The organism is Streptomyces sp. URMC 127 (assembly GCF_051386535.1).
Taxonomy (GTDB): domain Bacteria; phylum Actinomycetota; class Actinomycetes; order Streptomycetales; family Streptomycetaceae; genus Streptomyces.
In genome coordinates, this window is record NZ_JBPQTW010000235.1 from 1 (window position 1) to 10202 (window position 10202).

At 72.7% G+C, this 10202-nt stretch carries 6 protein-coding genes; 5 read left to right on the forward strand and 1 reads right to left on the reverse strand.

What is annotated here, in order from left to right; all coding sequences use genetic code 11:
• Nucleotides 1–428: 428 nt before the first annotated feature.
• The 4 genes from ACSNOH_RS30005 to ACSNOH_RS30020 all read left to right on the forward strand — a co-directional run bounded on the left by ACSNOH_RS30005 (nucleotide 429) and on the right by ACSNOH_RS30020 (nucleotide 8448).
• Nucleotides 429–932 carry a DUF6912 family protein gene (locus ACSNOH_RS30005; RefSeq protein ID WP_436724591.1) on the forward strand — a complete coding sequence of 168 codons (504 nt, stop codon included), beginning with the start codon at nucleotides 429–431 and terminating at the stop codon, nucleotides 930–932.
• Between the two features lie 74 nt (nucleotides 933–1006).
• Nucleotides 1007–1678 carry an HAD family hydrolase gene (locus tag ACSNOH_RS30010; RefSeq protein ID WP_436724592.1) on the forward strand — a complete coding sequence of 224 codons (672 nt, stop codon included), beginning with the start codon at nucleotides 1007–1009 and terminating at the stop codon, nucleotides 1676–1678.
• A 371-nt stretch (nucleotides 1679–2049) separates the two neighbouring features.
• Complete coding sequence (locus ACSNOH_RS30015; protein WP_436724593.1) at nucleotides 2050–7038, forward strand: NAD-glutamate dehydrogenase; 4989 nt, start codon at nucleotides 2050–2052, stop codon at nucleotides 7036–7038.
• Between the two features lie 300 nt (nucleotides 7039–7338).
• Nucleotides 7339–8448: a hypothetical protein gene (locus tag ACSNOH_RS30020; RefSeq protein ID WP_436724594.1), complete on the forward strand. Its 1110-nt coding sequence runs from the start codon at nucleotides 7339–7341 to the stop codon at nucleotides 8446–8448.
• Here the strand turns inward: ACSNOH_RS30020 and ACSNOH_RS30025 are convergent.
• Nucleotides 8376–8942 carry a GtrA family protein gene (locus ACSNOH_RS30025; RefSeq protein ID WP_436724595.1) on the reverse strand — a complete coding sequence of 189 codons (567 nt, stop codon included), beginning with the start codon at nucleotides 8940–8942 and terminating at the stop codon, nucleotides 8376–8378. The genes ACSNOH_RS30020 and ACSNOH_RS30025 overlap by 73 nt on opposite strands.
• A gap of 156 nt (nucleotides 8943–9098) precedes the next feature.
• Between ACSNOH_RS30025 and ACSNOH_RS30030 the strand changes: the two genes are divergently transcribed.
• Nucleotides 9099–10178 carry a sugar phosphate nucleotidyltransferase gene (locus ACSNOH_RS30030; RefSeq protein ID WP_436724596.1) on the forward strand — a complete coding sequence of 360 codons (1080 nt, stop codon included), beginning with the start codon at nucleotides 9099–9101 and terminating at the stop codon, nucleotides 10176–10178.
• The last annotated feature ends 24 nt before the right edge of the window (nucleotides 10179–10202 follow it).

Sequence of the window (10202 nt, forward strand, 5' to 3'; positions counted from 1 at the left end):
GCGCCGGAGGCCGGTGCGGCGCGGGGGCGCGCTCGTGGCGCCGGGCCTGGTGGTGCGGGCGGCCGTCCTGCCGCCGGCGGGCCTGCTGCCGGCCGTCCTGCTGCCGGTGGTCCGGTTCATGCTGATCGCCCCCCGAGGTGCCGGGCCCGGTCGATTACCGGGCGGTAGCTTTCGTCGGGGATCTTCTCCAGGGCCCAGGAGACCGGCAAGGACGGCGGCGCGGGCCGCACGGTCCGCCGTCGTTTCACCTATCCGGGGGACCCGCAGCCGGTGCGGGGCTGCGGGGCGGGCCGCCGCGCGAGGAGGGGCGCCGCCGGGCCGCCCGCACCCGTCCCGCCTGCGCCTCACCTGCACTTCGAAGGGGGACCCGCGCCCGTATGCTGATCTCGCAACCGAAAAGTCCCCAGGATCGAAGGAAAGCGGCGGTCATGCGCGTCTACGTCCCCTTGACCCTCCCCGGTCTCGCCGAGGCGCACAAGGCGGGAGCGCTGGGCCCGGCCCCGCTGGACGCCTACGCCGTCACCCCGGCCCTGCGCGAGTGGTACCGCTCCGACGACGTCGAGGAGCTGGAGTACGCGGCCCTGGGCCGCGCCGCCGAGGGCTCGCTGCGCCTGCTCGCCGCCGACCCGCAGGCGCCGCGCCGCCGCGTGGTCGTCGCCGTCGACGTGCCGGAGGGTGCCGTCGTCACCGACCCCCGGCGCGGGCCGGACGGGGACGCCTGCGGCGAGGTGCGGCTGTCGGCGGCCGTGCCGCTGTCGAAGGCCGCCGCCGTGCACGTCGACGCCGGTGACGCGGAGGAGGACGTCGCGGCGGCCGCCGCCGCCCTGGACGCCGCGGACCGCGGCGACGAGGACGCGCGGTTCACGGTCGACGGGGCCGAGGACCACGACCTGATGTGGTTCGGCGTGCAGGAGATCCCCAACCTGATCTAGCGCCCCCATCACCCCGCCTGCTGGTGGAACCCCAGGTCAGCGGCTTTGTCACAGGGGGCACGTACAGTTTTCGCATGGGGAAGCACGGGGCGCGCGGTGCGCACATCGTCTGGGACTGGAACGGCACGCTCTTCCACGACATCGACGCGGTCATGGCGGCGACGAACGCCGCGTTCGCGGAGATAGGGCTGGAGCCGATCACCCTGGAGCGGTACCGCGAGCTGTACTGCGTCCCCATCCCGCGCTTCTACGAGCGGCTGATGGGCCGGCTGCCCACCGACGCCGAGTGGGAGCACATGGACGGGGTCTTCCAGCGGCACTACCACGACCACCACCTGCGCTGCGGCCTCGCGGAGGGCGCCGAGACGCTGCTGGAGGGCTGGCAGGAGAGCGGCGGCACCCAGTCGATCCTGTCGATGTACGGACACGAGAACCTGCTGCCGCTCGTGCGCACCTTCGGCATCGAGCGCAGGTTCCTCCGGGTCGACGGCCGTACGGGCCCCTCGGGCGGCAGCAAGGCCGAGCACATGGCGCGCCACATAGCCGGCCTGGAGGGCATACCGGCCGTGCGCACGGTCGTCATCGGCGACGCCCTGGACGACGCGGTGGCGGCGGCTCACGTGGGGGCGCACGCCGTGCTCTACACCGGCGGTTCACACGACCGGGCGGCGCTCGCCGGGGCCGGGGTGCCCGTGGTGGACACGCTGGCGGAGGCCGTCGCCGAGGCTGAGCGGCTGGCCGGCTGACCGCGCTGTGCAGAGTGTCAAAGTTCCGGTCCGGGTTTTGTACACAAACGGCTCATGACGGCTCCCCCCGGGAGGGCGATAGCCTTACGAGGTGATCAGCGCGATATCCAGCAGGGGCGACGGCGCCCCTGTCCTGCGCCCGGAGTGCCCCGGCACCCGGGGAGCCGCTGTTCGCTCGGGCGGGGCGCGTCCCACGGAGGTGGCCGCTTCCATGCATGGCGTGGATGCCACGAATCCCATGAAGTTGGCCACGAACGCCCCTGTCACCCCTCATTCCGGCATACCGTCGAAGACGACCGGAGACCCCGCGTCGCGACGTGATGCCTTCACCACCTATGTCACGCAACGGCGCGCGACAGGAGCCAGAGGACATGCAGACCAAGCTGGACGAAGCCAAGGCAGAGCTGCTGGAGAGGGCGGCCCGCGTCGCTGAGAACAGCCCGGCCGGGGGGCAGCAACCGACGGGGCCGAAGAGTGAGGCGGGGCTCGACCCGGAGACCCTGACCGCGTACCTCCAGCGCTACTACCTGCACACGGCGCCGGAGGACCTGACCGGGCGCGACCCCGTCGACGTCTTCGGCGCGGCCGTCTCCCACTACCGCCTCGCCGAGACCCGCCCGCAGGGCACGGCCAACGTCCGGGTGCACACCCCGACGGTCGAGGAGAACGGCTGGACGTGCAGCCACTCCGTCGTCGAGGTCGTCACCGACGACATGCCCTTCCTGGTCGACTCCGTCACCAACGAGCTCTCCCGCCAGGGCCGCGGCATCCACGTCGTGATCCACCCGCAGGTGGTCGTGCGCCGTGACGTCACCGGCCGTCTGCTCGAGGTCCTCGGCTCCAGCTGCGACGCCCACGGCAGCGGCAAGGACGCCGTGCTGCCGCACGACGCCCTCACCGAGTCCTGGATCCACGTCGAGATCGACCGCGAGACCGACCGCGGCGACCTCAAGCAGATCGCCGCCGACCTGATCCGCGTCCTCTCCGACGTCCGCGAGGCCGTCGAGGACTGGTCCAAGATGCGCGACGCCGCCCTGCGCATCGCCGACGCCCTCCCCGAGGAGCCCGCCCCGGCGGACGTTCCCGGCTCCGAGACCACCGAGGCCCGCGAGCTGCTGCGCTGGCTCGCCGCCGACCACTTCACCTTCCTCGGCTACCGCGAGTACGAGCTGACGAAGATCGCCACCGAGGGCGGTGAGGAGGACGTGCTCAGCGCCGTCCCCGGCACCGGCCTGGGCATCCTGCGCTCCGACCCCTCGCACCACGACGAGGACCACCACGGCCCGCACTCGCACCTCCCGCGCCCGGCGTCCCCGTCGTTCAACCGGCTGCCCGCCGACGCCCGCGCCAAGGCCCGCGAGCACAAGCGGCTCGTCCTCACCAAGGCCAACAGCCGCGCCACGGTCCACCGGCCCTCCTACCTCGACTACGTGGGCGTCAAGAAGTTCGACGCCGACGGCAACGTGATCGGCGAGCGCCGCTTCCTCGGCCTGTTCTCCTCGGCCGCCTACACCGAGTCCGTGCGCCGGGTGCCGGTGATCCGCCGCAAGGTCCAGAAGGTCCTCGCCGACGCCGGCTTCACGCCCGACAGCCACGACGGCCGCGACCTGCTCCAGATCCTGGAGACCTACCCGCGCGACGAGCTCTTCCAGATCTCCGCCGACCAGCTGCGCTCCATCGCCACCAGCGTGCTCTACCTGCAGGAGCGCCGCCGGCTGCGGCTGTACCTGCGCCAGGAGGAGTACGGGCGCTACTACTCGGCGCTGGTCTACCTCCCGCGCGACCGCTACACCACCGGCGTGCGGCTGCGCCTGATCGACATCCTCAAGGAGGAGCTCGGCGGCACCAGCGTCGACTTCACCGCCTGGAACACCGAGTCGGTCCTCTCCCGGCTGCACTTCGTCGTCCGCGTCGCGCCGGGCGCCACCCTGCCCGACCTCACCGACGCCGACGCCGACCGCATCGAGGCCCGCCTCGTCGAGGCCGCCCGCTCCTGGGCCGACGGCTTCGCCGAGACGCTGACCGCCGAGGTCGGCGAGGAGCGCGCCGCCGAGCTGCTGCGCCGCTACGCCCAGGCCTTCCCCGAGGGCTACAAGGCCGACCACACCCCGCGCGCCGCCGTCGCGGACCTCGGCCACCTGGAGAAGCTGACCACCGCCGGCGGCGACCGCGACTTCGAGCTCAGCCTCTACGAGCCGGTCGGCGCGGCCCCCGGCGAGCGCCGCTTCAAGATCTACCGCACGGGCGAGCCGGTCTCCCTCTCCGCCGTCCTGCCGGTCCTGCAGCGCCTCGGCGTCGAGGTCGTCGACGAGCGGCCGTACGAGCTGCGCTGCGCGGACCGCACCACCGCGTGGATCTACGACTTCGGGCTGCGCATGCCCGAGCGGATCGAGGGCGACGACGCCCGCACCCGCTTCCAGGAGGCCTTCGCGGCCGTGTGGACCGGCGCCGCGGAGAACGACAACTTCAACAACCTCGTGCTGCGCGCCGGCCTCGACTGGCGCCAGGCCATGGTGCTGCGCGCCTACGCCAAGTACCTGCGGCAGGCCGCCTGGCCCTTCAGCCAGGCGTACATGGAGGACACCCTCAGCAACAACGTCCACACCACCCGCCTGCTGGTCAACCTCTTCGAGGCCCGGATGTCGCCCGCGCTGCAGCGCGCCGGCAACGAGCTCACCGACGGCCTGCTGGAGGAGCTGGACGGCGCCCTGGACCAGGTCGCGAGCCTCGACGAGGACCGCATCCTGCGGGCCTTCCTCACGGTCATCAAGGCCACCCTGCGCACCAACCACTTCCAGCGCGGCGAGGACGGCCGGCCGCGCCCGTACCTGTCCATCAAGCTCGACCCGCAGGCGATCCCCGAGCTGCCGGCGCCCCGCCCGGCCTTCGAGATCTGGGTGTACTCGCCGCGCGTCGAGGGCGTGCACCTGCGCTTCGGCAAGGTCGCGCGCGGCGGCCTGCGCTGGTCCGACCGCCGCGAGGACTTCCGCACGGAGATCCTCGGCCTGGTCAAGGCCCAGATGGTGAAGAACACCGTCATCGTGCCGGTGGGCGCCAAGGGCGGCTTCGTCGGCAAGCGCCTGCCCGACCCGTCCCTGGACCGCGACGCGTGGCTGGCCGAGGGCATCGCCTCGTACAAGACCTTCATCTCCGGCCTCCTCGACATCACCGACAACATGGTCGGCGGCGAGGTCGTGCCGCCGAAGGACGTCGTCCGCCACGACGAGGACGACACCTACCTCGTCGTCGCCGCCGACAAGGGCACCGCGACGTTCTCCGACATCGCCAACGAGGTCGCCCAGTCCTACGGATTCTGGCTCGGCGACGCCTTCGCCTCCGGCGGCTCGGCCGGCTACGACCACAAGGGCATGGGCATCACCGCCCGCGGCGCCTGGGAGTCGGTCAAGCGCCACTTCCGCGAGCTGGGCCACAACACCCAGACCGAGGACTTCACGGTCGTCGGCGTCGGCGACATGTCCGGTGACGTCTTCGGCAACGGCATGCTGCTCTCCGAGCACATCCGCCTGGTCGCCGCCTTCGACCACCGGCACATCTTCATCGACCCCACGCCGGACGCGGCCGTCTCCTACGCCGAGCGCCGCCGCCTGTTCGAGCTGCCCCGCTCGTCCTGGGCCGACTACAACAAGGAGCTGCTGTCCCCGGGCGGCGGCATCCACCCGCGCAGCGCCAAGTCGATCCCGGTCAACGCCCACGTACGGGCGGCCCTCGGCATCGAGGCGGGCGTCACCAAGATGACCCCCGCCGAGCTGATGAAGGCCATCCTGCGCTCGCCGGTCGACCTGCTGTGGAACGGCGGCATCGGCACGTACGTCAAGGCCTCCACCGAGTCCCACGCGGAGGTCGGCGACAAGGCCAACGACGCCATCCGCGTCGACGGCCAGGACCTGCGGGTCAAGGTCGTCGGCGAGGGCGGCAACCTGGGCCTGACCCAGCTCGGCCGGATCGAGTTCGCCTCGAACGGCGGCCGGATCAACACCGACGCGATCGACAACAGCGCCGGTGTGGACACCTCCGACCACGAGGTGAACATCAAGATCCTGCTCAACGCGCTCGTCACCGACGGCGACATGACCGTCAAGCAGCGCAACAAGCTCCTCGCCGAGATGACCGACGAGGTCGGCGAGCTCGTCCTGCGCAACAACTACGCGCAGAACACGGCCCTGGCCAACGCCGTGGAGCAGGCCCCCAGCCTGCTCCACGCCCACCAGCGGATCATGCGCCGCCTGGGCCGGGAGGGCCACCTGGACCGGGCCCTGGAGTTCCTGCCCACCGACCGGCAGATCCGCGAGCGGCTCTCCGCGGGCCGCGGCCTGACCCAGCCGGAGCTGGCCGTCCTCCTCGCCTACATCAAGATCACCACGGCCGAGGAGCTGCTCGCCACCGGCCTGCCGGACGATCCGTACCTGGAGCGGCTGCTGCACGCCTACTTCCCGCAGCCGCTGACCACGGGCTACCGCGAGCAGGTCGACGGCCACGCGCTGCGCCGGGAGATCATCACGACCGTCCTGGTCAACGACACCGTCAACAGCGGCGGCTCCACCTTCCTGCACCGCCTGCGGGAGGAGACCGGGGCCTCGCTGGAGGAGATCGTCCGGGCGCAGACCGCCGCCCGCGCCATCTTCGGCCTCGGCGCCGTGTGGGACGCGGTCGAGGGCCTGGACAACGTGGTCGCGGCCGACGTGCAGACCCGCATCCGGCTGCACTCGCGGCGCCTGGTCGAGCGCGGCACCCGCTGGCTGCTCAACAACCGCCCGCAGCCGCTGGAGCTGGCCGGGACGATCGAGTTCTTCCAGGACGGCGTGGCCAAGGTCTGGGGCGAGCTGCCCAAGCTGCTCAAGGGCGCCGACATGGAGTGGTGGCAGTCCATCCACGACGAGCTGGTGGCGGCCGGCGTCCCGGACGAGCTGGCCGTGCGCGTGGCGGGCTTCTCCTCCGTCTTCCCCGCGCTGGACGTCGTCGCGGTCGCCGACCGCACCGGCAAGGAGCCGCTGGACGTGGCCGAGGTCTACTACGACCTCGCCGACCGGCTGCACATCACCCAGCTGATGGACCGGATCATCGAGCTGCCGCGGTCCGACCGCTGGCAGTCCATGGCCCGCGCCTCCATCCGCGAGGACCTCTACGCGGCGCACGCCGCGCTCACCGCGGACATCCTCTCGGTGGGCAACGGCTCCTCGACGCCGGAGCAGCGCTTCGCCTCCTGGGAGGAGAAGAACGCGGCGATCCTCGGCCGGGCGCGCACCACGCTCGACGAGATCCGCGGGTCGGACGCCTTCGACCTGGCGAACCTGTCGGTCGCCATGCGGACGATGCGCACGCTGCTGCGGACGCACTCCTGACGGCGCGCGAGCACGGCGCCGGCGGGAATCCGCGGAGGAAATGACGCACCGCTGACGCCGGAGTGAACAAGGGACGGCCCCGGGGACAAATCCCCCGGGGCCGTCCTTTTGCCGTGCTATGAGGGACGGATGAAGGCCGTTTTCCGGTTGACGTCCGGCCCCTCCGGGCCCGCGTCCCCCTCCTCAGCAGCCCTTGCCGCCCCCTCCGGCCCTGCTCCCGCAGTCGCCCGGAGGCCTGCCGCCGGGAGCTCCGCCCGGCCGGGCCCACCGGCGTACGCCCGGTACGAGACCGCCCGGGCGGTGGCCCTCTACCTGGTGGTGGCGGCCGTCGGATTCACGGTCATGCTGCTGGTCAGCCGGCACTTCGGGCGGGCGCCGGAGGCGGTGCTGCGCCGCTGGGACAGCGGCCACTACCTGCACATCGCGCAGCACGGCTATCCGGTGGAGATCCCGTACGGCCCGGACGGGAAGCCCAGGTTCAGCAGGCTGGCGTTCTTCCCGCTGGTGCCCGGGCTGATCCGGGCGGTGCACCTGGTGACGGGGCTGCCCGTGGTCTGGGCCGGGGTGGTGGTGTCGTGGACGGCGGCGTCCGCGGCGGCGGCCGGGGTGTTCCGGCTGGTGCGGGCGGTCGGCGGGCGGCCGGGCGCCGGGTACGCGTGCGTGGCGCTGTGGGCGTGCTCGCCGTACGCGTTCGCCCTGTGGGTGCCCTACTCGGAGGCCGTCTTCAGCGCCGCGCTGATCTGGACGCTGCTGGCCGTGCTTCAGCGCCGCTGGCTGACGGCGGCGGCGCTGTGCGCCGTGGCGGGGGCGGTGCGGCCGTCCGCGTCGGTGGTGGTGGGCACGGTCGCCCTGGCGGCCGGCTGGGAGCTGGTGCGGCAGCGGGGCTCCCGGCGTGCCTGGCGGGCCTGGGTGGCCCTGCTGACGGCTCCGCTGGGGATACTCGCGAGCTGGCTGTTCCTGGGGAGCAAGGTGGGGCGCGTCGACGGCTGGTTCGAGGCCGAGCGCGCGTGGGGGCAGTCGTTCGACTTCGGGGCGGGGACGGCGCACGTGCTGAAGGACATGCTGCTGTACCGGCACGCCGGGCGGGTGGCGGACCTGCGGACCGCCGCGGTGATCGCGGTGCTGGTGCTGGGCGCGGTGGGGGTGTGGGCGCTGGCCCGGGACCGGCGGGTGCCGTGGCCGCTGGTGGCGACGCTCGCGCTGGCGTGGGTGCTGATAGTGGGCACGCCGGGTTCGCCGCTGTCCAAGCCGCGCTTCATGCTGCCGTTCCTGCCGGTTCTGCTGCTGTTGGCGGCGAGGCCGCTCGCGCGTGCTCCGCTTGGGGTGCGGGTGTGTCTCTACGGTGGAGGTGCGGTGGTCTCGGGGTGGTACGCGGCGGGGTTGCTCGTGCTGTTCGAGGGCTCGCCGTGATCCGTGGGGCCGCCGGTGCTGCCTGTCTCGTCGGTGCTGCCGGTGTCCTTGGCGCCGTCGGCGCCGGGCGGGAGCAGCGCCCTGAACACCCACGCCCGGTAGGACCAGAAGCGGAAGAGCGTGGCGGCGCCGATGCCCAGGAACTTGAAGAGGTTGTTCTGGAACGGGGTGTCCCAGCCGAAGGTGTACGTGGCCGCGTAGAGCACCCCGTTCTCGATGACCAGCCCGACGGCGCTGAACGCGGCGAAGAGGGCGACCTGGCGGCTGCGTCGGCTGCGGTCGCGGTCCCGGTAGGCGAAGTGACGCAGCCCCAGGTAGTTGAAGGCGATGGCGACCACGGTCGCGATCACGCTGCAGCGCACGACGGGCAGCCCGGTGACCGTGCGGCAGAGGTTGAAGACCGCGAGGTTGACGACGATGCCGAGGCCGCCCACCGTGCCGAACTTGGCGAACTCCCGGCCGAGGGCCGCGAGCCCCGGGGTCGCCGCTCGCAAGGATCGCAGGGGTCGCAAGGGCCTCTCCCATTACGGTCGTCCCGGTATGGCCGCCACGCAAAGCAGACATTTGTAGCAGATGTCGCAGAGAACTGATTGTAGTGTAAATTGCCGCAAAAACTGACACGGTGCACTGACGACGGCGAGGACGGTGGCATGACAGAGGCGGTACTGCTCGTCGGCGGCAAGGGGACCCGCCTGCGGCCCCTCACCCTCAACACGCCGAAGCCGATGGTCCCGGCCGCCGGAGTGCCCTTCATCGCCCACCAGCTGGCCCGCGCCCGCGCCGCCGGGGTCCGCCACGTCGTCCTCGCCACCTCCTACCTCGCCGAGGTGTTCGAGCCCTACTTCGGCGACGGCTCCGCGCACGGCCTGCGCCTGACCTACGTCACCGAGGAGGAGCCGCTCGGCACCGGCGGCGCCATCCGCAGCGCCGCCGAGGCCCTCACCACCGGCCCCGCCGGGCCCGTCCTCGTCTTCAACGGCGACATCCTCACCGGACTCGACATCAGGGGCCTGCTGCGCCGCCACGAACGGGCGCAGGCCGACGTCACCCTGCACCTGACCCGGGTGGCCGATCCGCGGGCCTTCGGGCTCGTCCCCACCGACGCCGGCGGGCGCGTCCTGGCCTTCACCGAGAAGCCGCGCCGCCCCGAGGAGATCGTCACCGACCAGATCAACGCCGGCGCCTACGTCTTCCGGCGCGACGTCATCGACTCCATCCCCACCGGCCGGCCGGTCTCCGTCGAGCGCGAGACGTTCCCCGGGCTGCTGGCCTCCGGGGCGCTGCTGCACGGCGTGGTCGACGCCTCGTACTGGCTGGACCTCGGCCGCCCCGCCTCCTTCGTGCAGGCGTCGGCCGACCTCGTCCGGGGCGTCGTCCGCTCGCCCGCCGTTCCCGGGGAGCCGGGCGAGCACCTGCTGCTGCCCGGTGCCCACGCCGCGCCCGGCGCCCGGCTGAGCGGCGGCACCGTCCTCGGCGCGGGCGCGTACGTCGCGGAGGGCGCCGAGGTCGACGGATCCGTCGTCCTGGACGGCGCCCGCATCGAGGGCGGCGCCCGGATCCGCGCGAGCATGATCGGCCGGGGCGCCCGGGTCGGCCCGCGCACCCGCCTCGACGGCGTGGTGATCGGCGACCACGCGGAGGTCGGTGCCGACAACGAACTGTGCGACGGCGCCCGCATCTGGTGCGGCACCGTCATCCCCGACGCGGCCATCCGCTTCTCCGCCGCCTGACGCCCCGCCCGCCCTCTTTGTACC